The organism is Microbacterium sp. CGR2, from assembly GCF_003626735.1.
Classification (GTDB): domain Bacteria; phylum Actinomycetota; class Actinomycetes; order Actinomycetales; family Microbacteriaceae; genus Microbacterium.
The window spans coordinates 3204345-3230321 of record NZ_RBHX01000001.1 but is presented as its reverse complement, the minus strand read 5'-3'; the positions used below and the strand labels follow the sequence as shown (position 1 = coordinate 3230321).

Below are 25977 nucleotides of genomic sequence, written 5' to 3'. Positions count from 1 at the left end.
ATAGCTATGCAACCCGCCGATAACATCGCTCGCAGCAGGTAATATTCCTCGATCTTAGGAAACGTATCGTGCCTCACACTTCGGTGGCGACCGACGCCGGCATCGGCTACAGCTGCCACGAACTCACCGGCTATCGCGAGTTCCGCGAGGCGGCGGCGCTCTATGCCCGCGTGTTCGCCTATTCCGAGAGCGAGTACACACTCAACACGAATCTCCTCACTGCGCTGGCACGCAACGGGGGATCGGCAGTGGGAGCGTTCGCGTCGGACGGGCGCCTCATCGGGTTCGCTTACGGCTTCGCGGGTCGAGACGGGCGCGGAGCGGACTATCACTACTCTCAGGCGGCAGCCGTCGATCAGGAGCATCAGGGCAGGGGAGTCGGTCAGGCGCTGAAGCTCGCGCAGCGTGACGTCGCCCTCCGCTGGGGGCAGCGGACGATGCGCTGGACGTTCGATCCGCTGCTCGCCCGGAATGCGCACTTCAACCTCAGCTCACTCGGGGCGGTGGGGATCGCCTTCGAGCGCGACTACTACGCTCGCCCTGACACGGACCGCCTTGTGGTCTCATGGGATCTCACCGCCGTCGATGCTCGACGTGACCTGAGCGTTCTCGGCGACCCGCCTGCTCTGGGGCGTGCGGACTGGGGATACGAGGCCGCCGCCGAGAACGGCAGCTGGATCGGCATCCCGCTGCGCGCGGACCTGCTGTCTTCGATGGAGCGCTCCGAGGTTCGCCGCGCGCTCGATCAGACGCTGACCGTAGCCTTCCGACAGGGCGAAGTGCTTGTGGCGGCGTCACGAATCGATGAGCACACTGCCGCGTACCGTGCTATCCCGGGGAAAGGCGCACCATGACCGACCACGATCACGAAGATCGCGACCTCGTCTCACCGGGCGACCGGTTCGGGGAGCGCATCCGCACGAATCTGTCGGCGGAGAGCATCCAGGCCCGCATCATCGAGGCGGAACAAAGGTCGCTCATGCAGACGTTCGACGAGTTGAGCAGTTCGGCGCAGGTGCCGCAGGCCGCCGCGCTCCTGCTGGGTGCCCGGCGCCGCTACATCGCGGGCGAAGGCAAGTCGGGCGCGTACGCGCAGCTCCTCAACGCGGACCTGTCGGCGACCCTGTCGAACGTCTTCCTCGTCGACGGTCACGCACTACAGCCGTTGACGGTGCTCACGGACGTGCGCGCATCGGACGTCCTCATCGCGTTCTCTCTGCGCCGCTATCGCGAGGAGACCGTCCGTCTGGGGCGTCTGTTCCACGAGGCGGGCGGTCAACTCGTCGTCATCACCGACAGTGAGGATGCGCCGCTGGCTCCGCTCGCCGCCTCGCTCATCCGTGTCCGCACGGGCTCCGCGTCTTACGCCGACTCGCCGACCCCCGTGGCAGCCGTGTGTCATCTGTTGAGCGCCCTGACGACGGTGAGTGCGAAGGGGGCGCGTCGCCGTCTTGCCGAGCGCGATCGGTTGGTCGCCCGCCTCGGCCTCTACACTCCGGAGCAGAGCCGCATGCGCAACGATGCGGAGGACGAGGAGTGAAGGTCGCCCGCACTCGGCTGTTCATCCTCCGGCAGCCGCTGCTGCACTCCTTCGAGACGAGCTCGCACCGCAAGTCCCGCATAGAGCACATCCTCGTGGAAGTGACGGACGAGGACGGTCGCACCGGATGGGGCGAGATCGCCTCGCCGAGTGATCCGTATTTCGGCGCCGAGACGACGGCCACGTCCTGGGAGATCGCGACCCGCTACCTCGTTCCCGCTCTGCTCGGACGAGAAGGCGAGAAGCCCGCTGAGCTGGAGTCGGCGTGGGTCAGGATCCGCGGGCACGAGTTCGCCAAGGCCGGGTTCGCGGGCGCGATCTGGGACCTGTTCTCCCGCTCGCGAGGCGTGCCTCTGTCGGCAGCGCTCGGCGGGACGAGGACGGAGGTCGTCGCCGGGGTCTCACTCGGGATCGAGCCGTCGATCGATGACTTGTTGACGCAGGTCGGCCTGCAGCGTGCGGCCGGTTACGGACGCGTCAAGCTCAAGATCGCACCCGGCTGGGACGTGGAACCGGTTCGCGCGGTGCGTGCCGCCTACCCGGACCTCGACCTGCATGTCGACGCCAACGGCGCCTACCCGGACGACCCGGACTCCACGGAGGTGTTCCAGGCGCTCGACCGGGAACGGCTCACGATGATCGAGCAGCCGTTCGAGCCCAGGGACCTCGTGGCGCACTCCCGTTTGCAGGCGCGACTCGACACTGATGTGTGCCTCGACGAATCCGTCGTGGCACTCGGCGATCTGCACACCATGATGCGGCTGCAGGCCGGCCGTGTGCTCAACATCAAGGTGTCCCGCATGGGCGGACTCAGCGTCGCCCGAGCCGCGCACGACATCGCACTCGACGCGGGTATCCCGGTGTGGTGCGGCGGAATGCACGAGTTCGGCATCGGCCGCGCCGCGAACGTCGCGATCTCGTCGCTGCCGGGATTCCTGCTGCCGTCGGACGTCTCCGGGTCCGACAAGTACTACGCCGCAGACATCATCGATCCGCCTGTTCTCGCGATCGACGGCCGGGTGCAGGTGCCTGGTTCTCCGGGGATCGGGCACGAGGTGCTGGTCGAGCGCATCGAGCGGGGTGCGACGCGGGTCTTCGATTCCGCCGCGACGGATGCCGCGGAGAAAGCCGCGATGTCGGCGTCGCTGGATACGGGGAGGGAATGAGATGAGCGCTCTGTCATCGACCGCCGTCGATCGGGTCATCGACGGCCACAACGACCTGCCGTGGAGAAGTCGCCTCACGCTCGGCTACGGCGCCGAGGCTCTCGGAGATGCGGTCGCAGAACTGCACACAGACATCCCGCGGCTCGTCGCGGGCGGGGTAGCCGGACAGTTCTGGTCGGTTTGGGTGGATCCTGTGCTGGAAGGAGCCGAGCAGGTGGTCGCCACGCTGGAGCAGATCGATTTCGTGCACCGTCTCGTCGACGCCCACCCCGAACGGATGAAGTTCGCGCGTACGGCGGCGGACGTGCGTGCGGCGATGGTCGAGGGGCGGATCGCCTCGCTCATCGGCATCGAGGGCGGCGAACAGATCGGCGGCTCGCTGGCGGTGCTCCGACAGTTCGCGCGACTGGGGGCGCGGTACATGACCCTCACCTGGTCGCGGACCATTTCGTGGGCTGACTCCGCCACGGATCGGGCCATCCATGGCGGTCTCACCGCTTTCGGCCGCGAGGTGGTGCGAGAGATGAACAGAATCGGCGTGCTCGTCGACCTCTCGCACGTCGCGCCGAGCACCATGCGCGACGCGCTCGACGAGACATCACGGCCGGTGATGGTGAGTCACTCGGGCGCCCTGGCACTGTGCGACCACCCGCGCAACGTGCCGGACGACGTGCTCGCGGCAATCGGCGCTCAAGGTGGCATCGTCATGGTGCCTTTCGTCCCCACCTTCCTCTCCCAGGAGCGTCACGCCTGGTGGACGGCCGGTGCCGAAGGCGATGCGCCCTCGGTGGGCGTGACACACGTCGCAGACCACCTCGACCACATTCGCGACGTCGCCGGTGCGCACGCAGTGGGGATCGGCGCCGACTTCGATGGCACCGACGCGATGCCGGAGGGGCTCGACGACGTTTCCCACTATCCCGCTCTGTTCGCCGAGCTCCGAAGCCGCGGATGGTCAGAGGCCGACCTCGCCGGCGCTGCGCACGAGAACGTCCTGCGTGTGCTCGAGGCATCCGACGCCGACCATGCGGCGTTCCTCGCCGGGGACACGCGCACGCCGCCGAGGGCCGCTCTGGCGCCGGCGGTCGACACATTGACGCGGATGAGGACTTCGTGAGCGCTCGGGTGCTCGCGGTCGTGAACTCCCCGAACTCGGGGCCCCGGCGCTTCGCGACATGGTTGCATGCCCGCGGGGTGGAGGTCGTGGCCGTCGTGGGCGCCGCGGAACCACTGCCTGCGACTCTCGACGGCTTTGACGGGCTCGTGCTGCTCGGTGGAGGCCTCATGCCCGACGACGATCACCGGGCTCCCTGGCTGCGGGCCGAGCGGGCGCTCGCCGCCGAGGCGATCGCCGCCGACGTGCCGACGCTCGGCATCTGCCTCGGCGGACAGCTGCTCGCCCACGTCGCCGGCGGCGAGGTGCGCGAGAAGACGGGCCCGGTCGAACGCGGGGCGACGCAGATCCTGCCGACGGCCGAAGGGCGAAAGGATGCCGTGCTCTCCGCGCTCGGGGAGGGGGCACCGATGATCGAGAATCATCAGGACATGATCACGCGGCTCCCCGCAGAGGCCGTCCTCCTGGCGTCCAGTGCGGCTGTGCAGAATCAGGCGTTCCGGCTGGGGCAGCGTGTCCGTGGCGTGCAGTTCCACCCGGAGGCATCCGCCGCGGATCTCGCCCGGTGGGACGATGCAGCGTTGCGGGGTGAAGGGTGGTCGCTCACCGATCTGATCTCGGCCGCGGAGCGTGTGGACGCGCACAACACTTCAGCCAGCAGAGCGTTGGTCGATGGCTTCGTGGACGAACTTCTCGGCGCGGGGCGTGTGTGACCTTCCCCGAACGTGAGGACGCCATGTGGGACCCTGTCGCCGAGCACGCGGTGAGCGCCGGACTCGATGAATCCGCCCGGCGGCTCGCCCCGGCATCCGTCGTCGCGGTGTGTCGGGGTGGGCGCGTCCTGGCCGTCGCCGCCCACGGAGAGGTTGGGCCTCGCGCCCCGACCACGCGGGAGACGGTCTTCCGGATCGCGTCGATGTCGAAGAGTTTTCTGAGTGCGGCGGTGCTGGTGCTGCGCGACCGCGGACTGATCGACCTGTACGCGCCGATCACCCGGTACGTCCCGTACGCGCGGGCGCGGTACCGCGGGGCCGACGTCGAGATGACGGGGGATCTGCTCCTCTCCAATCGCGCGGGACTCGGCGAGGACAACGCGTGGGCTGATCGCAATCTCGGGGCGTCTCGCGAACGGATCGCTGCGCTCTTCGCCGGCGGAGTCTCCCTGTCTGCGTCGCCCGGCACCGCATATCAGTATTCGAATCTCGGCCAGGCACTGCTCGGCCGGGCCGTGGAGAACGTGACAGGACGCGCGGTGGAAGATGTCGTACACGAAGTTCTGCTCGCACCTCTCGGCCTCGACCGCACGGCTTACGTCGCCGACGGCTATGACGGCGCGGCGCTGGCCGGCGGATATCGCACCTTCGATGGGGGTGCGACGTTCGCGGCCGAGCCGTTCGTCGGATCGGGTGCGCTGGCGTGCATCGGAAGCATGTTCAGCACGGTGGACGACATCGCGGCGTGGATGGACTTCCTCGGCTCCGCGTTCACCTCGCGGCCCACTCGGCCCGAGGTGCTCTCGGTCCAGTCGCGCCTCGGGATGCAGCAGCCGCACACACCGATCCCCGTCGCGGTCGATGCGCCCGACGGCCGGATCCTCACCGGGGCGGGATACGGATACGGCCTCGTCATCGAGGATGATCGTCGGTTCGGACGGATCGTGCAGCATTCGGGCGGACTCCCCGGATTCTCGTCGCACATGCGCTGGCACGCCGCGACCGGCGTCGGTGTCGTCGCTTTCGGCAACTCCGATGAGTTCGGCGCCAAGCGGGTGGCGACGACGGCGCTGAGGGAGGTGCTCGAGGGCGTCGATGCGCCCGCGGCGGTGGTGCGGCCTTGGCGTGCGACGATCGAAGCCGCCGGCGCGATCGACGCCGCGCTGCTGCGGGGCGAACGGGCGGCGCAGCTCCCGTTGTTGGCCGACAACCTCCTGCGGGACGTCCCGGCGGAGGTGCGCGACGCTGGGCTGGCTCGCGATCGAGAGCAGATCGGCGGCGTGCGCTCGGCGCAGTCCGATTTCGCGAAGCGCATCGTCACGGCCGCGAACGAGGATGAGCTGCGCTGGCGCATCGAGGGGGAGCGCGGCGATCTGATCGTCGAGATCCGGATGATCGCCCTGCCGGAACCGCGCGTGCAGAGCCTTACTGTTTCGGCGATCGAGCGAGGTCACCACGTGCGAAAGGGGCAGTCCTCGGGAGTCGAGGAGCACTATCGCATCGATCTGTCCGATGCTGTCGAGGACCCGAGTGGACGTAGCGAGCCGCGAGTTCGCCACAAATCGACTCCGTCCAAGAATCGGTTCTAGACTGGATTCATCCCGATCCGTTCGTTCTGAGGAATCGTCATGTCCGCACGCCCCGCGCGTCGTCTCCTACCCTTCGCCGCGCTCGCGGCCGCCACCGGACTCGTGCTCAGCGCGTGCGCTGCGCCGACCGGGCAGTCCGAGGGCGACGCCGAACTCGTCTGGTCCATCGAAGGCGCCAACCTCTCCGCCGGGCACATGGACCCGCAGGTCAGCCAGCTCGACGTGTCCGGTATGGTCCAGCGCGCCGTGCTCGACTCCCTGGTGTTCCAGGAAAAGGACGGCAGCTTCTCTCCGTGGCTGGCGGAGGAGTGGGAAGTCTCGGACGACAGCACGGAGTACACGTTCACGCTGCGCGACGACGTGACGTTCACCGACGGCGAGCCGTTCGATGCCGCGGCCGTGAAAGCCAACTTCGATCGCATCGTCGACCCGGAGACGGCGTCCGCGCAGGCAGCGAGCATGCTCGGTGCCGATTTCTACGACGGAACCGAGGTCGTCGATGACCACACCGTCAAAGTCACCTTCACCCAGCCCTATGCCCCGTTCCTGCAGGCTGCGAGCACCCCGCAGCTCGGGTTCTACTCGCCCGCCGTGCTCGAGGAATCCGCAGATCAGCTGAAGGCGGGCGGCCCCGGGATCACCGTGGGAACCGGCCCGTTCGAACTCACCGAGTACACGCCCGACCAGGAGCTCGTCTACACCCGCAACGACGACTACACCTGGGGACCGCACGACGCCAAGGCGCCGAAGTTCGAGACGCTTCGCGTTGAGATCCAGCCCGAGGCGGCTGTGCGCACCGGAGTCATCGAGAGCGGCGAGGCGGATATCGCCAGCAACATCCCGCCGAACCTCGCGAAGGATCTCGGCGACGGCATCACGGTCGACTCGATCGAGTACCCCGGACTGCCGTACTCGCTGTACCTGAACGAGAAGTACGGCGTGTTCGCCGACGAGAAGGTGCGGCAGGCGTTCGCCCGCGGCATCGACGTCGAACCGGCCGTCAAGGAGATCTTCTTCGGTCAATTCCCCCGCGCCTGGAGCGTGCTGGGATCGACGACCCCCGGTTACGACGCCGATCTGGAAGGGACCTGGGCCTTCGACCAGGATGAGGCGAATGCGCTCCTCGACGACGCCGGGTGGACGGAGCGCAATGCCGACGGCATCCGCACCAAGGACGGGGAGCCGTTGTCCGTGCGCTGGATCGCGTGGACGCCGGTGCCCGATGACCGTGCCGCTCTCGCCAACGCCATCCAGTCCGACCTGAAGGCGATCGGGTTCGAGGTCGTGCGTGAGGTGCTCGAGCCGGGTGCTTACAACGCGCAGTACGAGCCGAAGACCTTCGACCTCACGGACTGGGGCTTCTCCGGCGTCGACCCCGACTTCCTCCGCAGCCATCTCCACTCCGAGGGTTTCCAGAACGCCTCCCAGGTCGCCGACCCCGAGATCGACGCGCTTCTCGAGCAGGCGGTGGCATCCAGCGACCAGGACGAGCGCAACGAGATCTACACGCGGCTGCAGGAGTGGAACGCGAAGTACACCGCGATCGTGCCGCTGTACAGCCCGTCGGCGATCACCGCGATCGGCGACCGCCTGGACGGGCTGGACTACGACCTCTACGGCCGACCGCTGTTCTACGATGTGACGGTCGGCTGAACACCTCGGTCGTGGTGCGCGTCGTGCGAGCGCCGTGCTGAGTGAGTGAAGCGAGTCGAAGTGGCAAGACGGTGAAGGCGGGGCTTCTCCGTGTCGTCGGTCTTGCGGCATCGGTCGTCATCGTCCTCTGGGGCGCCGCAACCGTGGCTTTCCTGGCCTTCCGAGTGATCCCCGGCGACCCCGTCTCGGTGATGCTCGGGCCGCAGGCTCAAGTGAGCGAGGCGGTCAAGGACGGCATCCGCCAAGACCTCGGGCTCGACCGCCCGCCGTTCGAGCAGTACCTGAGCTTCATCGGACAGTTGGCACGCGGCGATCTCGGTGAGTCCTATCAGTTGCGGATGCCGGTGACAGAGGTCATCGGGCGTCAACTCGGTGCCACGCTCCAGCTGTCGGCACTCGCGCTCGTCATCGCCGTGGTGCTCGCGCTCGCCGTGGCGCTCTTCGTGCGCGGTCACGCGGCTCGCACCATCGCGGCAGGAGTCGAACTGGTGGTGCTGTCGTCCCCGGTCTTCTGGATCGGACTGGTCATGCTGAGTGTCTTCGCCTTCGGGTTGGGCTGGTTCCCGGTGTCCGGCGCCCGCAATCCGGCCACGATCGTGCTCCCGGCCATCACCCTTGCGCTGCCCGTCGCGGCGCTGCTCAGCCAGGTGCTGCGTGAAGGCCTGATGCAGGCCGAACGGATGCCGTTCGCCGAGACCGTGCGTGCCCGCGGTGCGGGACCGACGTGGTTCACCGTGCGACACGGCCTCCGACACGGCGGAGCCAACGCGATCACCCTCGCCGCCTACCTGACCGGCTCGGTTCTCGGTGGTGCGGTGCTGGTCGAGACGGTGTTCGCGCGCCCCGGGCTCGGCCGTGTCACCCTCGCCGCGATCAGCGACCGCGACCTTCCCGTCATCACCGGGATCATCCTGTTGAGTGCGGTCGTGTTCGTCGGCGTCAACCTCATCGTCGAGTTGCTGCATCCGCTCATCGATCCGCGGGTGACCGTTTCTCGCCCCGGGGGCGTCCGATGAGGCGCGCACAGTCCGGCCTGCTCTGGGCAGCGGTCACCGTCCTGATCGTCATCGTGTTCGCGGCGCTGTGGCCCGGACTCCTCGCCACGCACGACCCGCTGCAGACGGATGTCCGGTCAGCCCTCCTCCCGCCGAGTGCCGAGCACCTCCTCGGCACCGACCAGAGCGGACGGGACGTTTACTCGCGAGTCGTCTACGGAGCGGGACGCTCACTCGGGATCGGTGTGCTCGCCACCGGCGTCGCCCTGGTCGTGGGGCTCCTCGTCGGTGCGCTCGCCGGAGTGGCTCCGCAAGGTGTCGACGCGGCGACGATGCGCGTCAATGACGTGCTGATGGCATTCCCGGAGTTTCTGGTGGCGCTCGTCGTGATCGCGGTGCTCGGTCCGGGCCCGGTGAACATCGCGGTGGCCGTGACCATCGCGGCGGTGCCCGTGTACATCCGACTCGCTCGGGTGCAGACCCGCACGCTTCGCGTCGCGGAGCACGTGGAGGCTGCTCGGATCCTCGGGGTGCCGCCGCTCAGAGCTTTCCTCCGACACGTCGCCCCCGGGGTGCTCGGTTCTCTCAGCGTGCTGGCGACGATCGGCATCGGCTCGAGCATCCTCGCGGCGGCGGGGCTGAGCTTCCTGGGGCTGGGGCCGGCCGAGCCGACGCCCGAGTGGGGGCTCATGCTCGCCGGAGGACGCAACGTCCTCGGTCAGGCATGGTGGATCTCGGTCTTCCCCGGCATCGCGATCACCCTCACCGTCGTCGCTGCCACCGTGGTCGGCCGAACTCTGCGGGCGCGATCGGAAGGGCGGACCCGATGACTGCAGCACTCGACGTCGAGGGTCTTCGGATCGCCTTCGCCGCGGAGACGGTCGTCGACGGCGTCTCGCTGGCCGTCGCTCCGGGCGAATGCGTCGCGATCGTCGGCGAGTCGGGGGCGGGCAAGTCGCTCACGGCCCGCGCGCTGCTGGGATTGACCCCGTCTGACGCGCAGGTCACCGTCGAGCGGCTCGCGATCGACGGGACGGACGCGGGTTCTCTCACCGAGCACGAGTGGCGGGAACTCCGCGGCCGGCGCATCACGCTCGTCTCGCAAGATGCACTGGTCTCGCTGGACCCATTGCGCCGGGTCGGCGATGAGATCGGCGAACCCCTGAAGATTCATCGAATGGTCCGTGGCCGGGCCGCCGTCGCCGAGCGGGTCAGCCAACTCCTCGGACGCGTGTGGATGCCGGATGCCGCGCGCCGTGCGCGTCAGCATCCGCATGAGCTGTCCGGAGGGTTGCGACAGCGGGCGCTCATCGCGTCGGCGATCGCCGCGATGCCTGCGGTGCTGGTCGCGGACGAGCCGACCACGGCTCTCGACGCCACGGTGCAGGCGAGGATCCTCCACCTGCTTCGAGAGATCGCGGACTCGGGCACGGCCGTCGTCTTCATCAGCCATGACTTCGCTGCGGTCCGGCGACTCGCGGACCGGGTACTGGTCATGCGGCGAGGCGAGGTGGTCGAATCCGGGCGGGTGTCGGAGGTGTTGGAGAACCCGCAGCACCCGTACACGCGGCAGCTCATCGCCGCGACGATCCACGAACCACGGGCGACCGTCACGTCGGTATCCGAGACGCTGCTGGCGGCGAGCGCCGTATCGAAGGGGTTCGGCGGCGTCCCCGCAGTCGTCGAGGCCTCCTTCTCCGTCGCGGAAGGCACGACCCTCGGCATCGTCGGGGAGTCGGGATCGGGGAAGACGACGCTGGCGCGGATGATCGTCGGCGTCGAGCAGCCCGATGCCGGTGCACTTCGCTGGCAGGGCGCACGGCGGGTGCAGCTGGTGCACCAGAACCCGTTCGGCGCGTTCGATCCGCGCTGGACGATCGACCGCTCGCTGCGAGAGGCACTCGAGGCAGGCGGCGTGCCCCGCGGGCAGCGGGCCGCGCGCGTGGCGGCGCTTCTCGCCGAAGTCGATCTCGACCCCGCGCTCGGGAAGCGGCGGCCGGTCGCGTTGTCGGGCGGACAGCGTCAGCGTGCGGCGATCGCTCGCGCTCTGGCGGCGGACCCTGAGGTGCTTGTGCTGGATGAGCCCGTCTCTGCACTCGACCCGTCCGTGCGGGAGCACATCCTTCGCCTGCTGGCGACCCTGCAGACGCGACGCGGGCTCACCATGATCTTCGTGTCGCACGACCTCGACGTGATCGGCGCCGTCGCCGACGACGTGCTCGTGATGCAGGACGGGCGCATCGTCGAACAGGGGGCGACGGCGGCGGTGTTCTCGCAGCCGCAGCATCCGTTCACGAAAGAACTGCTGGCCGCGAGCGGACCGGTCAGTCCCTGATCTGAATGCCGAGGCCCGCCGCCATCACCGCGGCGAGATGCTGCACCTGGAGCCCGGAGAGCGTCGTCCCGCGAAGGCTGTTCACATCGAGGTAGGAGAGCGCGTCGAGACCGCGCAGATCCACGTCGGTGGCACGCATGCCCCGTGGGTCGACCTCGTCGCTGGAGCAGTTCGAGAAGCGCACGCGGCGGAGCTCCGACTGCGGCATGTCGATGGAGCGGATGCTGCACCCGGAGATGTCGACGTCGGTGGCGCGGGCGCCGCCGAGGTTCAGATAGTCGATCTTGAGGTCGAGGAGTTCGAGCTCGTCGATTCGCGCACCGCTGAGATCGAGCGTGCCGATGCGGCCCCCGCGGATCGACAGTCGGCGGATCCCGCTGTCCCGCAAGCGCAGAGCCGTCGTCCGTACACCCGTCATCGCGACGTCGAGGACAGTGGCCCCCGTCAGATCGACGGAATCGGTGTCCGCGTGGACCGTGCATTGCTCGAGAGAGGCGTACGCGAGGTCCGCGGTGCCGGTGAGATCGAGGGCGGCGGCGAGCAGGTCGGCCCTGCGGGCGGGCGTCGCCGGAACGAACTCTTCAGGGAGGTCAGGGAGCGAGACGCGGGGCGCGACGGGGGATTCGGATGACCGGGCCATGGTTCGAGGGTAGGCGCTCGGGGGAGCGTGGCAGATCGGGGAAGGACGGAACCCCACTGCGCGCGTACAATGGTCACACGAGCATCGATCCGGCATCACCGGGGAGCTCTCGGAAGAACAGCCGTCCTCACACGAGAACGGCCCAGTAGAACCGAGCGGGGCAGGCCCGTCACAGCCGCAGTGAGAGTGGTCCCTGAGTCCCGACGCTTGTCGATGGGGCGCAGAGGCACGCGAGGTGGTACCGCGGTCCGCGAGGATCGTCCTCGCAGGAGCATCCGCCACGACGACCACTGCGAGACACGATGACCTACCCGCGTTCCTCCTTCGGCCCCGCCGCCGACACCGCCGACCAACCGACAGGCCACGCCGCTGTCTCTCCCAGCCCACGCTTCCCCCAGATCGAGGAGGAGGTGCTGGACTTCTGGGCGAAGGACGACACCTTCCGCGCCTCCATCGCGCAGCGCGAGGGTTCGCCGGAATGGGTCTTCTACGACGGCCCTCCGTTCGCCAACGGCCTGCCCCACTACGGGCACTTGCTCACCGGTTACGCCAAGGACGTCTTCCCGCGTTTCCAGACCATGACCGGCCACAAGGTCGACCGTGTGTTCGGGTGGGACACCCACGGACTCCCCGCCGAACTCGAGGCGATGAAGCAACTCGGGATCACCGAGAAGAGCGAGATCGAAGCCATGGGCATCGACGTGTTCAACGCGAAGGCCCGGAGCTCCGTCCTCGAATACACCCGCGAGTGGGAGGACTACGTCACTCGCCAGGCACGATGGGTCGACTTCGACCGCGGCTACAAGACCCTCGACGTGAACTACATGGAGAGCGTCCTCTGGGCGTTCAAGACCCTCTACGACAAAGGTCTCGCCTACGAGGGATACCGGGTGCTGCCGTACTGCTGGCGCGACGAGACACCCCTCTCCGCCCATGAGCTGCGGATGGACGACGACGTCTATCAGATGCGTCAGGACCCCTCCGTGACGGTCACCTTCCCGCTGACCGGAGCGAAGGCGGAGTCACTCGGCCTCACCGGCGTTCGAGCGCTCGCCTGGACGACGACCCCGTGGACCCTTCCGACGAACCTCGCGCTCGCCGTCGGCCCGGACATCGACTATGTCGTCGTCCCCGCTGGCCCGCTCGGCGCCGCAGACGTGCATCAGACCCCGGGAACGACGGATGCCGCCGTCGAAGCATCCGCTCATCGCTATCTCCTGGCGCGCGAACTGCTGGGGGGATACGCCAAGGACCTCGGTTACGAGAACACCGAGGACGCGCTCGCCGCTGTCGACGCGACGCTCCGGGGCGCGGAGCTGCAGGACGTCACCTACGACCGGATCTTCGACTACTACGCGGATGCCGAGGTCTACGGCACCGAGAACGCGTGGCGCATCCTCGCCGACGACTACGTGACGACCACCGACGGCACGGGCATCGTCCACCAGGCTCCGGCCTACGGCGAGGACGACCTTCGCGTGGCGGGAGCGGCCGGCATCCCCACGATCATCTCCCTCGACGACGGCGGGCGGTTCCTGCCGAACGTGACCGATGTCGCCGGTGAACTGTGGATGGAGGCGAACACGCCCCTCATCCGCATGATCCGCGACAGTGGACGGCTCGTCCGGCTGCAGAGTTACGAGCACTCGTACCCGCACTGCTGGCGGTGCCGGAACCCGCTGATCTACAAGGCCGTGTCGAGCTGGTTCATCCGTGTCACGGACATCAAGGACAAGATGCTCGCGAACAACGAGCAGATCACGTGGGTGCCGGAGAACGTCAAACACGGCCAGTTCGGCAAATGGCTCGAGGGTGCGCGCGACTGGTCGATCAGCCGCAATCGCTACTGGGGTTCACCGATCCCGATCTGGAAGAGCGACGACCCGGCGTATCCGCGGCTCGACGCCTACGGGTCGCTGGAGGACCTCGAGCGCGACTTCGGCACGCTGCCGCGCAATCCGGAGGGAGAGGTCGACCTGCACCGTCCCTACATCGACGACCTCACCCGTCCGAACCCGGACGACCCCACCGGTAAGAGCACGATGCGGCGGATCGAAGACGTCTTCGACGTGTGGTTCGACTCCGGGTCCATGCCGTACGCCCAGGTTCACTACCCGTTCGAGAACCAGGAGTGGTTCGACTCGCACGCACCGGCCGACTTCATCGTGGAGTACATCGGGCAGACGCGCGGCTGGTTCTACCTCATGCACGTCCTCTCGACGGCGTTGTTCGATCGTCCCGCGTTCACGGGGGTGAGCTGTCACGGCATCGTCCTCGGCAGCGATGGCTACAAGATGTCGAAGTCGTTGCGGAACTACCCGGCCGTGTCCGAGGTGCTCGACCGCGACGGTTCCGACGCCATGCGCTGGTTCCTGATGTCGAGCTCCGTCCTTCGCGGCGGAAACCTCGCCGTCACCGAGGAGGGCATCCGCTCCGGGGTTCGCGAGTTCCTGCTCCCGCTGTGGAACTCCTGGTACTTCTTCGCGACGTACGCGAACGCGTCGACCTCGGTCGTCGAGCGAGCGGAGCGAGACGAAACGCCCCAGGGGTACGAGGCGCAGTGGCGCACCGATTCGACGGACGTGCTCGACCGCTACATCCTCGCCCGTCTCGGCGATCTCGTGCGCGAGGTGCGGGCGGACCTCGAGGGTCTCGATTCGACGACGGCCTCTGCGCGACTTCGTGACTTCGCCGAGGTGCTCACCAACTGGTACATCCGACGCTCGCGCGATCGTTTCTGGGTCGGCGTGACCGACGACCCGCGCAGCCGTGAGGCGTTCGACACGCTCTACACGGTGCTCGAAACGCTGTGCCGCGTCGCCGCGCCGCTGGTGCCGCTGATCAGCGAGCGCGTCTGGCAGGGGCTCACGGGAGGACGCAGCGTGCACCTGCAGGACTGGCCGGACGCTGAGGTCTTCCCTGTTGCCGATGAGATCCGCGATGCGATGGATGCCGTCCGCGAGCTGTCGAGCGTCGGCAATGCCCTGCGCAAGAAGGAGAAGCTGCGCGTGCGTCTGCCGTTGGCCCGGTTGACCGTGGTGTCACCGCTCGCGGCCACTCTCGGTCAGTTCGAAGACATCCTTCGCGAGGAACTCAATGTCAAGTCGGTCGAGCTGGTCTCTCTGGGTGAGTCCGCCGCGGCCGAGTACGGTGTCAGCCAGCGCCTGAGCGTGAATGCACGTGCGGCGGGCCCTCGACTGGGTAAGAACGTGCAGACGGTGATCAAGGCCGCGAAAGCCGGCGACTGGTCCGAGGTCGACGGGGTGGTGACCGCCGGCGGCATCGCGTTGGAACCCGCCGAGTACGAGCTCGCCCTCGAGACGACCGGGAGGCCGGACGGAGAGGCGCTGGCGATCGTTCCCTCGGGTGGCTTCGTGCTGCTTGACACGCAGACGACGCCGCAGCTCGAAGCCGAGGGACTCGCTCGAGACGCGATCCGTGTCGTGCAGGAGGCGCGCAAGAATGCGGGCTTGGACGTCAGCGACCGCATCGTCCTCGCTCTCAACGCTGCGCCGAGCGACGCCGAGGCGCTGAATGCGCATGCGGACCTGATCGCGGGTGAGACGCTGTCGATCGCCTTCGCGGTCCAGCCGACGGACGGCATCGACGAGCTCGTCGATCACGTCACCAGTCCCGGGGACGGCGTGTTCCGGTCCGGCGCACGGGCGCTGGGCTCCACGAAGGCGCCCCTCATCGTCACCATCGACACCACCGCGGTTGTCGGAGAGGAGGCGTCATGAGCGATCGTGAACGGGCGGATGCCGTCTACGAAGCGCTCCTCGCTCGCGCGGGCGAGCGCTGGGTGCAGCCGCGAAAGGAGCGCACCGCGCGCGTGCTCGCCTTCCTGGATGATCCGCAGCGCACCTATCGGGTCGTGCATATCACCGGCACGAACGGGAAGACCTCGACGGCCCGGATGATCGAGAGCCTCCTGCGCGCGCATGACCTGCGCACCGGCCTCTTCACGAGTCCGCATCTGGAACGCTTCACCGAGCGGATCATGATCGACGGTGAGCCGATCGACGACGCCGCGATCGCGGACGCCTGGGATGAGATCGAGCCGTTCGTCGACATCGTCGACGCCGAGTTCGCGGCCGCCGATGACGCGCCGTTGACGTTCTTCGAGCTGCTCACCGTCCTGGCCTTCGTGGCGGTGGCGGATGCGCCGGTGGACGTGCTCGTGCTCGAAGTCGGCATGGGGGGCGAGTGGGACTCGACCAACACGGCCGACGGTGACGTCGCGGTCTTCGCGCCCATCGACATCGACCATGCGGATCGGCTCGGCGCGACGATAGCCGAGATCGCGGAGGTCAAGGCAGGCATCATCAAGGAGGGCGCCGCCGTCGTCTCCGCCCAGCAGCCGGCGGAGGTGGTCGAGGTGCTCCGCCGCGTCGCGGCAGAGCGCAGCGCCACGATCGTGTTCGAAGGTGAGGACTTCGGTCTGGCGGATCAGAAGCTCGCCGTCGGCGGGCAGCTCCTCACCGTCCGAGGGCTCGCGGGGGAGTACGTCGAGGAATACCTGCCGCTTTACGGCGCGCATCAGGGACATAACGCCGCCCTTGCGGTCGCCGCCGTAGAGTCTCTCATCGGAGGGGGGTCGCGGCCCATCGCCGCGGACGTCATCTCGGACGGTCTCCAGGGGGCGACGTCGCCGGGACGCCTGCAGCTGCTCGGCATCGCGCCGACCGTCGTCGTCGACGCCGCGCACAACCCCCACGGTGCGCGAGCCCTGGTTCAGGCCCTCGACGACAGTTTCGATTTCGACGAGTGGGGTCTCGTCCTCGGCGTGCTCTCGGACAAGGACGCTGCGGGCATCATCGGGCACCTCGCCCCCGCGGCCGCGCACGTGTTCGCCACCGCACCCGACTCGGACCGAGCCAGCGACGCGGATGCCATCGCGGACCTCGTCGAGCAGGTCGGGCAGCGGGTCACCGTCCACGATTCCCTCGCAGAGGCGGCCGACGCGGCGCGCGAATGGGCGGCATCGTCGGACCGACGCGCGGTGATCATCACCGGTTCCGTGGTGCTCGCCGGTGAGGCGATCGCTCTCGCCGAAGCCGAGGACTGGAAAGCGGGGTGGCGAGCGTGACTGCGGACGCCGCACCGGCTCGTGCTCCTCGACCTCCCCGGACGCTGGTGCAGAAGCTCGCACCCATCGTCCTCGGTTTCGAGGCGATCGTCGTCTTCCTCGTCGGGTTGACCATCTTCGGACTCAAGACACTCCCCGCCGGCATCGAGCAGTGGTGGGGAATCGTGGCGGGGGCCGCCGTGGGCGTCGCCTGCATCCTGGTCGCGGGGATGATCACGAGGCCGTGGGCGATCACCGCCGGCTGGGTCATCCAGGTCATCATCGCCCTGGCGGCTATCCTCGTCCCGGCCGTGCTGCTGGTCGTCCTGATTTTCGGCGGCATGTGGGCGTATGCGACGATCATGGGGGCCCGACTGGACGCACGACGCCCGACCGGGCCTTCGACCGAGACTCAGACAGAGAGTGAATGACTGACATGGCCACCGAAGAAACACTCGTCCTCGTCAAGCCCGACGGCGTCGCCCGCGGACTCACCGGCGCGATTCTCGCTCGTATCGAGGCAAAGGGTTACGCCCTCGTCGACATCCGCCTCGTCGAGCCGGACAGGGACCGTCTGGCCGCACACTACGCCGAGCACGAGGGCAAGCCGTTCTACGAGCCCCTCATCGAATTCATGCTCTCGGGTCCGGCTGTCGCCATCAGACTGGCCGGCAATCGTGTCATCGAAGGATTCCGGTCCCTCGCCGGCACCACCGACCCGACCACTGCGGCCCCGGGCACGATTCGCGGCGATTTCGGCCGCGACTGGGGCCTGAAGGTCCAGCAGAACCTCGTGCACGGGTCTGACAGCCCGGAATCGGCCGCGCGCGAGCTCGGCATCTGGTTCGACTGACGCCCGTCGCACGAAAGCCCGTCCACTGCGCAGTGGACGGGCTTTCGTCTGTACGGGAGTGGATCCGGGTGTCGATCAGAACAGGATCTTCGCCATCTCGCCGAGGAAGTCCAGGCCCTGCAGCTGAGCGAGGACGATGATCAGGGCATAGGCGAGGACGGTCGCCAGCGGTACCCATGGCATGAGCTTGTCGGCGCGCTCCCGTGCCTTCTCGTTCGTCGTGAAGGTGCCGTTGCGGGTGAGGTGCACCATCGTGGCGAAGAAGGTGGGGATGGTCACCGCCCAGGTCACCATGCACCAGGGGCACAGGACGAAGAGGTCGTAGAGGCTCTGGCCGATCAACCAGCAGACGAAACCGAACGCGAAGGTGATCCCGGCGCCGAACGCGCCCCAGAACCAGCGGGGGAAACGGACGCCTCCGAGAAGCGCGACGCCGACCACGAGGGGGGCCATCCATCCGGTGAGGCCCAGAATCGGGTTCGGGAAACCGAACACCGAGCCCTGCCAGGAGGCGAGGTTGGTGCTGCACTGGATGAAGGGGCTGAGGTCGCAGGACAGTGCTTCGGAGGGATTCTCCAGAAGCGCGAACTTCTCCACCGTCAGCTGGAAGGCGGCGAACCAGCCGATGACGCTGGCGATGATCAGCCAGACGGCGTAGACGACGGGGCGGGGACGCTGCTCGCTCATATCCGGATTATCTCAGTGACGGCTATGGAAGCGCGGAGAACAGGCCGGTGAAAACGCGGTGTCGGACCCGAGATGCCGTATTCGGGACGACTTGGTGCGATAATGGCCTGTGATGCAATGAACGGCGCAGCCGTGACACGCATCGACGCAGACTTCGGGGCCCATGCCCCACGCGACCAGAGCCATGAGCCGGCCGCACGCCGATTGAGTTCGCGGCACCCGCGGGTGCCGCATGAGATTTCGCGGAGCAGCAGTGCCCCGCGCAGGGAGTTAGCCAGAGATGGCCGATGAGACGAATGACACCAACACCCCTACCCACGAACTGTCGGCTGACGCCCAGGCGCCGCTGACGCCGTCGGACGAATACGGCGGTGACGCAGAGTCCCAGGCCGAGGTGAGCCGCGATTCGGCGTCGTCGGACGCAGACGCGGCGGTCGGTGAGGCGGAAGCCGTCGCCGTGGTGGTCGCCGAAGCCGCCATCTCGGCGGAGGCCGCCAACGAGGAGGCATCGGCCGCGTCCGAGGGGGGCTCTCGAGAAGCTGACCAGACGGACGGCGGAGCCGAAGCGGTCGCCGAGGCGCTGGTGGCGGCGAGCCTCGAGGCCGAGTCGGACGTGAAGCCGGCAGTTTCGGCCGACGCGGAATCGTCTGAGGCCTCCACCGCGGACTCGCAGGCCGACGCCGATTCGGCCGCGTCCGACGACACCGCCAAGACGGCGTCCGCGGAGACGAAAGTCTCCGACACCGCAGAGGAGGCTCCTGTCACCGCTGTCTCGCTCGGGCTCCTGCCCGAGGTGTTCGTGTCGCAGGTCTCGACTCAGCTGCACTTCTACGCACCCGAGGTCGTCGCGCTGCCGGCGCGCCCCGGACGGGAAGAGCGCATCTTCGATCGCATCGCCGAGCGCGACGAGGAAGAGCCGGCATCCGCTCGTCGTGGGCGTCGGCGTCGGGGCGGATCGGACGCGGACGAGCAGCGCGACGAGCCCCGTCAGCGCCAGCGAGTGGTGGAGTACATCACCGAACCGAAGGCCATCAAGGGCTCGACGCGCCTCGAAGCCAAGAAGCAGCGCCGCCGCGACGGCCGCGACGCCGGTCGCCGTCGCCCCGTCGTGACAGAGGCCGAGTTCCTCGCCCGCCGCGAATCCGTCGACCGCAAGATGGTCGTGCGCTCCAAGAACGGCCGCACCCAGATCGGCGTGCTTGAAGACGGCGTGCTCGTCGAACACTACGTCGCCCGCAACCAGGACGCGTCGTTGATCGGCAACGTCTACCTCGGTCGTGTGCAGAACGTGCTGCCCAGCATGGAGGCGGCCTTCGTCGACATCGGGCGCGGACGCAACGCCGTCCTGTACTCAGGTGAAGTCGACTGGGACGGCGTCGAGACCGGCAACCAGCCCCGGCGTATCGAGCTGGCACTCAAGCCGGGCGACCGTGTGCTGGTGCAGGTCACCAAGGACCCGATCGGTCACAAGGGTGCGCGACTCACCAGTCAGATCTCGCTGCCGGGCCGCTACCTCGTGTACGTGCCGGGCGGCTCGATGAACGGCATCAGCCGGAAGCTGCCCGACAACGAGCGTGCGCGCCTCAAGCGCATTCTCAAAGAGGTGCTCCCCGAGTCGTCCGGAGTCATCGTCCGCACCGCGGCCGAAGGTGCGACCGAAGATCAGCTCACCCGGGATGTGCAGCGTCTCACCGCGCAGTGGGAGCACGTGCAGAAGCACCTCGAGAACCAGCAGGCTCCCGCTCTGCTCCACGCGGAGCCGGACCTCCTCGTCAAGATCGTTCGTGACGTCTTCAACGAGGACTTCACCAAGATGCTCATCCAGGGTGAAGAGTCGCAGCGCACGATCCGTGCCTACCTCGAGAGCGTCGCGCCCGACCTCCTCGAGCGGGTCGAGGCGTACGAAGACGAGTCCGACCCGTTCGACGCGTTCCGCATCACGGAGCAGATCGAGAAGGCACTCGACCGCAAGGTCTGGCTGCCCTCGGGTGGATCGCTCGTCATCGACCGCACCGAGGCGATGACCGTCGTCGACGTCAACACCGGAAAGTTCGTCGGTTCCGGCGGCAATCTCGAAGAGACCGTCACCAAGAACAACCTCGAGGCGGCGGAGGAGATCGTCCGCCAGCTCCGTCTGCGCGACATCGGCGGAATCATCGTCGTCGACTTCATCGACATGGTGCTCGAGTCCAACCGTGATCTCGTGCTGCGGCGCCTCATCGAATGCCTGAGCCGAGACCGCACCAAGCACCAGGTGGCCGAGGTCACCTCGCTGGGTCTCGTGCAGATGACCCGTAAGAAGCTGGGGCTCGGTCTGCTCGAGACGTTCAGCGAGGCGTGCGAGGTGTGCGCCGGTCGAGGTGTCATCGTGCACCACGATCCCGTCGTCAAGCACCGGTCCAACGGCAACGGCAACGGCAGCGGCAACGGCGGTGGTAACGGGAACGGCAACGGTCAGGGCAACAACCGTCGCCAGCGCGGGAACAGCGGTCAGAATCAGACCCCGCCGCCGGCGCCCAACGTCACGCACAGCATCCCCGAGGGCGCCAAGACCGCACTCGCCCAGATCGCGGCATCGACTCTGGCGCCGAACCTGGAGCCCGTCGAGATCGCCGCGGATGCCGGGTCTGCCGAGTCCGCCGAGGCGGCTCCGGTCACGTCCGACCGCGCGAAGAAACCGCGGAAGAAGCGCGGCGCCGACCGCAATGCGCCGAAGTCACCCGCCGAGCAGCTGCTCGATTCGGTGCTCGACGCCCTTCCGGAGCCCAAGGCGCCCGGTCAGGGACGCGGTCGCCGTCGTGTCAGCACCGCGGCGCTGACGGGCACACCGGTGTCGGTGAACAACGACGGTTCAGCCGCGGTCGCGAGCGCGGACCCGGAGGCCTGACGCGATCAGTCGTCGCACCAGCTCCTTCCCGCCGACGTGCTGAGCGCCCGCTGCGATGAGCCGGGGGACGATGTCCTCGGGAACGTCGTAGTGGTCGCGGTCGAACGCGCGGGCGGGCACATCCTGTGCCTGCGCGAAGGCGTGCAGCTCGGTGAGGCTCGCGTCGCTGACGAGGTGCGCCCACAGGCGTCCGTGCGCCGGCCAGCGGGGGTCGTCGACGAGAACGGTCATCCCGCCAGCCTAGAACCGGGCGGGCCGGGGAGGCGCGAACACGTCCACGGAGGAGCGGATGTGCGACACGCTTTGCGACAGTGTCTCGCATCGGGTAAAGTAGTCCCTTGGTGCGTATGCCGCCCTGTCCTCGACGGACGGAGCGGAGAGTCTTGTGTTCGTGCCCGTCGTCCGCGACGCATGCAAGCAACAGTCTTCCCGTGAGATTCTCGGAGCCGACGAGCTCCCCAACGAAACAAGGTATGAAGTGGTTTACGCAGTAGTGCGCGCCGGTGGGCGGCAGGAGAAGGTCGAGGTCGGCACGATCGTTCAGCTCGACCGCGTGAAGGCTGCCCAGGGCGAGAAGATCGAGCTTGCCGCTGTGCTGCTCGTCGACGGTGCCACGGTGACCACCGACGCCGATTCGCTGGCGAAGGTCAAGGTCACCGCTGAGGTCATCGCGAACCTCCGTGGCCCGAAGATCATCATCCAGAAGTACAAGAACAAGACCGGCTACAAGAAGCGCCAGGGGCACCGTCAGGAGCTCACTCGCGTCAAGATCACCGGCATCAAGTAAGACCGAGGAGACCAGGACATGGCACATAAAAAGGGCGCAAGCTCCACCCGTAACGGTCGTGACTCCAACGCCCAGCGACTTGGTGTCAAGCGCTTCGGCGGTCAGCAGGTCCTCGCCGGCGAGATCATCGTCCGCCAGCGCGGCACGCACTTCCACCCCGGCGTGAACGTCGGACGTGGCGGAGACGACACGCTTTTCGCTCTGGCCGCCGGTGCGGTCCAGTTCGGTGCGAAGGGCGGCCGCAAGGTCGTCAACATCGTCGCTGCTGCTGAGTGATCACAGCGCAACACTGAACATCCGGACGGGGCGGGCTTCGGCTCGCCCCGTCCGCGTATCTGCCCTCCGGGCCCCGATGGGCTGAGAGGCCCACATCTAGAGGAGATCGAGACATGATCACGTTCGTCGACACCGTGACGCTGCATCTGCGCGCGGGTAAAGGCGGCAACGGCTGTGTCTCCGTTCACCGCGAGAAGTTCAAGCCGCTCGGTGGTCCCGACGGGGGCAACGGCGGGGACGGAGGCGACGTCGTTCTCGTCGCCGACCCGCAGACCGGCACCTTGCTGTCGTACCACCACTCGCCGCACCGCAGCGCCGGCAACGGCGGACCCGGAATGGGCGATCACCGCTCTGGATTCGTCGGACAGACTCTCGAGCTTCCGGTTCCCGTCGGCACGGTGGTCAAGACTCCGGCCGGCGACGTGCTGATCGACATGGTCGAACCGGGCGAGCGCTTCGTCGTCGCTGCCGGCGGTCACGGTGGTCTGGGCAACGCCGCTCTGTCGTCCCCGAAGCGGAAAGCTCCCGGGTTCGCCCTGCTCGGCACCCCCGGATACGAAGGCGATGTCGTCCTCGAGCTCAAGACGGTCGCCGATGTCGCGCTCGTCGGCTATCCCTCCGCGGGCAAATCGAGCCTGATCGGCGCGATCTCCGCCGCGCGGCCGAAGATCGCCGACTACCCGTTCACCACCCTGCACCCGAACCTCGGGGTCGTGCAGTCGGAGGACTTCCGTTACACGGTCGCCGACGTACCCGGTCTCGTCGAAGGCGCGAGTGAGGGGCGAGGACTCGGACTGGAGTTCCTCCGCCACGTCGAGCGCTGTTCCGCGCTCCTGCACGTCCTCGACTGCGCCACCCTCGAGCCGGGTCGCGACCCGATCTCCGATCTCGACGTGATCCTCGCGGAACTCGCCGCCTACACGGTGCCTGAGGGGCAGACCCCTCTGCTCGAGCGCCCGCAGCTCATCGCGCTGAACAAGATAGACGTCCCCGAGGCCCGCGAGCTCGCCGAAATGGTGCGCCCCGACCTCGAAGCCCGCGGCTTCCGAGTGTTCGAGATCTCCACCGTCTCGCACGAGGGTCTTCGCCCGCTCACGCTCGCACTCGGCGAACTCGTCGACAAGCACCGGGCCGAGGCTGTCGTCGCGACGCCGCGCGAGCGCGTCGTCATCCGCCCCCGCGGCTCCAAGAAGGAGTTCAGCATCCGCGTCGAGGGTGGCAGCTACGGCAACGTCTATCGCATCCTCGGCGAGAAGCCGGTGCGCTGGGTGCAGCAGACCGATTTCCAGAACGAAGAAGCCGTGGGGTACCTCGCGGACCGGCTCGAGAAGATCGGCGTCGAAGACGAGCTCTTCCGCGTCGGAGCCGTACAGGGCTCCACCGTGGTGATCGGCGAGGGCGACAGCATCGTCTTCGACTGGGAGCCGACGATGAGCTCCGCTGCCGAGCTGATGACCGCACCTCGAGGAACTGACCCGAGACTCGCTCCCAACGACCGTCGTACGACATCCGAGCGCCGTGAGAAGTACTACGAACGCATGGACGCCAAGGCTCAGGCTCGTGCGGAGGTGGAGGCTCAGCGCCTCGCGGCATACCGCGAGGACGGAGAGTGACCGCTCACACGCGCGCAGATCTCGCCACGGCATCCCGCATCGTGGTGAAGGTGGGTTCCTCCTCCGTGAGCGGGGAATCGTCGTGGCGGATACCGGTGCTCGTCGAAGCTCTCGCGGCGGCGCACGCCCGCGGCGCAGAAGTCGTGCTGGTGTCGTCCGGTGCCATCGCCACCGGCATCCCGTTCCTCCGCCTCGAGGCGCGCCCGACAGATCTGGCAACCCAACAGGCCGCGGCGGCCGTGGGGCAGAACATCCTCGTCTACCGTTACCAGGAGTCGCTTCGTCCCTTCGACATCGTCGCCGGGCAGGTGCTGCTCACCACGGGTGATCTCGAGAACCCGACGTCGCGCTCCAACGCTCGACGGGCGATGGAACGCCTGCTCGGTCTGCGCATCCTTCCGATCGTCAACGAGAACGACACGGTGGCGACGCAGGAGATCCGCTTCGGCGACAACGATCGACTCGGCGCTCTCGTCGCGCAGCTGATCGAGGCCGACGCATTGATCCTGCTCAGCGACATCGAGTCGCTCTACACGAAGCCACCGACCGATCCGCGCGCTGAGCCGATCGACGTGGTGGCGCCCGACGCCGACCTCACCGGACTCGAGTTCGGATCGACCGTGGTCAACAGCGTCGGTACCGGGGGAGCGGCGACCAAGGTATCGGCAGCACGCCTGGCCGCGGCATCCGGGATCGGTGTCCTGGTCACCAGCGCCGACCTCGTCGATCGGGCTCTCGCCGGCGCCGAAATAGGAACCTGGTTCGAACCGGCGGTCTCCTAAACTGGGCGGATGACCGACCAGACTCCGCAGCTGCGCCTGGAGCTCGCGAAAGACGCCTCTCGCGCCACGGCCGCTCTGACCAGCGCTGACAAAGAGCGCGCCCTCGAGGCGATCGCCGTCGCCCTCGAACAGCACTCCGAACGCATCATCGAGGCGAACGGACGTGACGTCGCACGAGGGGAAAGCGACGGGATCGGCGACTCGCTGGTCGACCGCCTGCGTCTCGACGACAAGCGCGTCGCCGCCCTCGCCGCAGCGGTGCGACAGGTGGCAGCTCTTCCTGACCCGGTCGGGCGCGTCGTCGGCGGCCACCGGATGCCCAACGGGGTGTCGCTCGAGCAGGTACGCGTGCCGTTCGGTGTCGTCGGCGCCATCTACGAGGCCCGGCCCAACGTGACAGTAGACATCGCCGCTCTCGCGCTGCGTTCGGGCAACGCCGTGGTGCTCCGGGGAGGAAGCGCGGCGCGCGACTCCAACACCGTCCTCGTCGAGGTCATGCGCGATGCCCTCCAGGGTGCGGGGTTGACCCGAGAGGCGATCCAGACCGTCGACGACTTCGGTCGTGAGGGGGCGAAGGCGCTCATGCACGGGCGGGGCTTCATCGACGTGCTCGTGCCGCGCGGCAGCGCCGGCCTCATCGAGACCGTCGTCACCGAGTCGACCGTGCCCGTGATCGAGACCGGCGCCGGCAACGTGCACATCTTCCTCGACGAGACGGCACCTGACGACTGGGCCCGCGACATCGTGGTGAACGCCAAGGTTCAACGTCCGAGCGTCTGCAACGCCGTGGAGACGGTCCTCGTGCACCGTCAGGCGGCTCCGCGACTCGTCCCGCTCGTCGCCAGCGCACTGCAGAGCGAGGGGGTGGCGATCCATGGCGACGACATCGTCGCCGGCATGGTGACCAACGTGATCCCTGCCACGGAGGAGGACTGGGAGACCGAGTACCTGAGTCTGGACATCGCTATGAAGGTCGTCGACTCGCTCGACGACGGGCTCGCACATATCCGGCGTTACAGCACAGGTCACACGGAGTCGATCGTGACGACGGACGCGCGCAACGCGGAGCGGTTTCTCGCCGAGGTCGATTCGGCCGTGGTGATGACGAACGCTTCCACTCGGTTCACTGACGGCGGCGAGTTCGGGTTCGGAGCAGAGGTCGGGATCTCCACGCAGAAGCTGCACGCCCGCGGACCGATGGGTCTCTCTGAGCTGACCAGCACCAAGTGGCTGGCGCGTGGATCGGGTCAGACGCGCGGCTGAGGGCTAGACTGGGGGA

Annotated in this window: 23 protein-coding genes; 20 read left to right on the top strand and 3 right to left on the bottom strand. The window is 67.9% G+C overall.

The features are described 5' to 3' along the window. The first annotated feature begins 68 nt into the window (after positions 1–68). Genes D7252_RS16265 through D7252_RS16220 form a run of 10 tightly spaced genes read left to right on the top strand, consistent with a single transcriptional unit; the run spans position 69 to position 11105 of the window. A complete protein-coding gene (locus tag D7252_RS16265) occupies positions 69–854 on the top strand; it encodes a GNAT family N-acetyltransferase (RefSeq protein WP_183055328.1) in 786 nt (261 codons plus the stop codon). Next, positions 851–1540: a MurR/RpiR family transcriptional regulator gene (locus D7252_RS16260; RefSeq protein ID WP_120776335.1), complete on the top strand. Its 690-nt coding sequence runs from the start codon at positions 851–853 to the stop codon at positions 1538–1540. The genes D7252_RS16265 and D7252_RS16260 overlap by 4 nt, the downstream gene beginning before the upstream one ends. After that, complete coding sequence (gene menC / locus D7252_RS16255) at positions 1537–2706, top strand: o-succinylbenzoate synthase (RefSeq protein WP_120776334.1); 1170 nt, start codon at positions 1537–1539, stop codon at positions 2704–2706. The genes D7252_RS16260 and menC overlap by 4 nt, the downstream gene beginning before the upstream one ends. 1 nt (position 2707) lies before the next feature. After that, on the top strand, positions 2708–3823 hold the full coding sequence (locus D7252_RS16250) for a dipeptidase (RefSeq protein ID WP_120776333.1): 1116 nt from the start codon (positions 2708–2710) through the stop codon (positions 3821–3823). After that, entirely contained in the window at positions 3820–4533 is a 714-nt protein-coding gene (locus D7252_RS16245) for a type 1 glutamine amidotransferase (protein WP_120776332.1), read from the top strand. Before D7252_RS16250 ends, D7252_RS16245 begins: the two co-directional genes overlap by 4 nt. Then, positions 4530–6122 (top strand): serine hydrolase, encoded by a 1593-nt coding sequence (locus D7252_RS16240; RefSeq protein WP_259461123.1) that lies wholly within the window; start codon positions 4530–4532, stop codon positions 6120–6122. Before D7252_RS16245 ends, D7252_RS16240 begins: the two co-directional genes overlap by 4 nt. A 39-nt stretch (positions 6123–6161) precedes the next feature. Next, positions 6162–7775, top strand: a complete 1614-nt coding sequence (locus D7252_RS16235; protein WP_120776331.1) for an ABC transporter substrate-binding protein — start codon at positions 6162–6164, stop codon at positions 7773–7775. A gap of 41 nt (positions 7776–7816) precedes the next feature. Further along, positions 7817–8791, top strand: coding sequence for an ABC transporter permease (locus D7252_RS16230; protein WP_259461122.1), 975 nt, complete (start codon positions 7817–7819; stop codon positions 8789–8791). Then, positions 8788–9600, top strand: a complete 813-nt coding sequence (locus D7252_RS16225) for an ABC transporter permease (RefSeq protein ID WP_120776329.1) — start codon at positions 8788–8790, stop codon at positions 9598–9600. Before D7252_RS16230 ends, D7252_RS16225 begins: the two co-directional genes overlap by 4 nt. Further along, a complete protein-coding gene (locus tag D7252_RS16220; RefSeq protein WP_120776328.1) occupies positions 9597–11105 on the top strand; it encodes an ABC transporter ATP-binding protein in 1509 nt (502 codons plus the stop codon). Before D7252_RS16225 ends, D7252_RS16220 begins: the two co-directional genes overlap by 4 nt. Here D7252_RS16220 and D7252_RS16215 read toward each other — a convergent pair. Further along, a complete protein-coding gene (locus D7252_RS16215) occupies positions 11095–11745 on the bottom strand; it encodes a pentapeptide repeat-containing protein (RefSeq protein WP_120776327.1) in 651 nt (216 codons plus the stop codon). The genes D7252_RS16220 and D7252_RS16215 overlap by 11 nt on opposite strands. A 302-nt stretch (positions 11746–12047) precedes the next feature. Between D7252_RS16215 and ileS the strand changes: the two genes are divergently transcribed. From ileS to ndk, 4 genes are read left to right on the top strand one after another with little or no spacing between them, the layout of a single operon-like run. Beyond that, positions 12048–15485: an isoleucine--tRNA ligase gene (ileS, locus tag D7252_RS16210; protein ID WP_120776326.1), complete on the top strand. Its 3438-nt coding sequence runs from the start codon at positions 12048–12050 to the stop codon at positions 15483–15485. Continuing rightward, the gene (locus D7252_RS16205; RefSeq protein WP_120776325.1) at positions 15482–16834 is read left to right on the top strand and encodes a folylpolyglutamate synthase/dihydrofolate synthase family protein; all 1353 of its coding nucleotides are present in this window, start codon (positions 15482–15484) and stop codon (positions 16832–16834) included. The genes ileS and D7252_RS16205 overlap by 4 nt, the downstream gene beginning before the upstream one ends. Next, complete coding sequence (locus tag D7252_RS16200; RefSeq protein ID WP_259461121.1) at positions 16831–17244, top strand: DUF4233 domain-containing protein; 414 nt, start codon at positions 16831–16833, stop codon at positions 17242–17244. The genes D7252_RS16205 and D7252_RS16200 overlap by 4 nt, the downstream gene beginning before the upstream one ends. A gap of 5 nt (positions 17245–17249) precedes the next feature. Further along, positions 17250–17666 carry a nucleoside-diphosphate kinase gene (ndk, locus tag D7252_RS16195; RefSeq protein ID WP_120776323.1) on the top strand — a complete coding sequence of 139 codons (417 nt, stop codon included), beginning with the start codon at positions 17250–17252 and terminating at the stop codon, positions 17664–17666. Between the two features lie 75 nt (positions 17667–17741). Here the strand turns inward: ndk and D7252_RS16190 are convergent, their stop codons facing one another. Continuing rightward, positions 17742–18353 carry a vitamin K epoxide reductase family protein gene (locus D7252_RS16190; RefSeq protein ID WP_120776322.1) on the bottom strand — a complete coding sequence of 204 codons (612 nt, stop codon included), beginning with the start codon at positions 18351–18353 and terminating at the stop codon, positions 17742–17744. A gap of 280 nt (positions 18354–18633) precedes the next feature. Between D7252_RS16190 and D7252_RS16185 the strand changes: the two genes are divergently transcribed. Then, positions 18634–21240, top strand: a complete 2607-nt coding sequence (locus D7252_RS16185) for an Rne/Rng family ribonuclease (protein WP_120776321.1) — start codon at positions 18634–18636, stop codon at positions 21238–21240. On the opposite strand, the gene D7252_RS16180 is transcribed toward D7252_RS16185, so the two are convergent. Further along, positions 21205–21471, bottom strand: a complete 267-nt coding sequence (locus D7252_RS16180) for a DUF4031 domain-containing protein (protein ID WP_120776320.1) — start codon at positions 21469–21471, stop codon at positions 21205–21207. The two genes, D7252_RS16185 and D7252_RS16180, sit on opposite strands and share 36 nt — an antisense overlap. Before the next feature lie 247 nt (positions 21472–21718). On the opposite strand from D7252_RS16180, the gene rplU reads away from it, so the two are divergent. The 5 genes from rplU to D7252_RS16155 all read left to right on the top strand — a co-directional run bounded on the left by rplU (position 21719) and on the right by D7252_RS16155 (position 25961). Continuing rightward, positions 21719–22027 (top strand): 50S ribosomal protein L21, encoded by a 309-nt coding sequence (gene rplU, locus D7252_RS16175; protein WP_183055327.1) that lies wholly within the window; start codon positions 21719–21721, stop codon positions 22025–22027. A gap of 18 nt (positions 22028–22045) precedes the next feature. Continuing rightward, the gene (gene rpmA, locus D7252_RS16170; protein WP_028501603.1) at positions 22046–22303 is read left to right on the top strand and encodes a 50S ribosomal protein L27; all 258 of its coding nucleotides are present in this window, start codon (positions 22046–22048) and stop codon (positions 22301–22303) included. A 113-nt stretch (positions 22304–22416) separates the two neighbouring features. Further along, entirely contained in the window at positions 22417–23916 is a 1500-nt protein-coding gene (obgE, locus tag D7252_RS16165) for a GTPase ObgE (RefSeq protein ID WP_120776318.1), read from the top strand. After that, positions 23913–24698 carry a glutamate 5-kinase gene (proB, locus tag D7252_RS16160; RefSeq protein WP_120776317.1) on the top strand — a complete coding sequence of 262 codons (786 nt, stop codon included), beginning with the start codon at positions 23913–23915 and terminating at the stop codon, positions 24696–24698. The genes obgE and proB overlap by 4 nt, the downstream gene beginning before the upstream one ends. 9 nt (positions 24699–24707) lie before the next feature. Continuing rightward, entirely contained in the window at positions 24708–25961 is a 1254-nt protein-coding gene (locus D7252_RS16155; protein ID WP_120776316.1) for a glutamate-5-semialdehyde dehydrogenase, read from the top strand. Positions 25962–25977: the final 16 nt, after the last annotated feature.